At 81.8% G+C, this 776-nt stretch carries 1 pseudogene; it reads right to left on the bottom strand.

The annotated features are described in order from the left end of the window. Nucleotides 1–776: pseudogene (locus HYE82_RS36920) on the bottom strand (hypothetical protein); the annotation flags it as partial.

Raw genomic sequence — 776 nt, 5'->3', positions numbered from 1 at the left:
TAAGAGACAGGCCTGCTCGTCCGCGGCCAGGCGGAGGAGCTGGCTCGCCGAGAGCGCGGACGGCAGCTCGACGTCGCGGACGGCTTCGCGCGTGCGGCGGAGTTCGCCTTCCAGGGCGTCGAGGTCTCGGTCCCAGGAGGCGACGGCCCGCGCCTCCTCGGGGCTGAGGCCGCCGCCCGGCCGGGCCCCTTCCCCGGGCCCGGCCGGGCCGGTCGGCCCGGTCGACGCGGTCGACGCGTCCCAGGCCTCGGCGTCCGCCGCCTCGTCGCCGGGCAGCCACAGGTCGTCGGCGAGGCCGTCCCAAGCCGCCGCCGCGGCCTCGTCGCCGGGTGGGGCGGGCGCGGGCAGCGCGGAGCCGTGGCGCGGGCCGCCGGGGGCGGTTTCCTCCCCCGCCCCGCCCCTTCCCGAAACCGGGTCGCCGGACCGCTGCGCGGGGACCGGGGCGGCCTGCGCCGACGGGTCGTCGGGGAGCCACAGGGCGTCGGCCGCACCGGACACCGCGAAGGCGTCGGCAGGCCGCACGGGCCCGCGAGAGCCGTCGGCCGCCCTGCCGTCAGCCGACTGCCCGGCAGCATCCGACGGCAGATCGCCGGGGAGCCACAGGTCGCCGCCCCCGCCCGGCTCGACGGGCGCACCGGCCCGCCCCGCGGGCACGCGGGGGCCTGTGGCCGCGGGGCCGCCGACCGACTGCCCTGCGGCCACGGCGGCCTGCGCCGACGGGTCGTCGGGGAGCCACAGGGCGTCGGCGGGGGGCTCGTCCGGCCAGGGCGGGGCGG

Source organism: Streptomyces sp. BR123, from assembly GCF_013401435.1.
In the GTDB taxonomy this organism is placed as follows: Bacteria; Actinomycetota; Actinomycetes; order Streptomycetales; family Streptomycetaceae; genus Streptomyces.
Note: the sequence above shows the minus strand (reverse complement) of the source record. Positions and strands in the feature narration are given on the sequence as shown.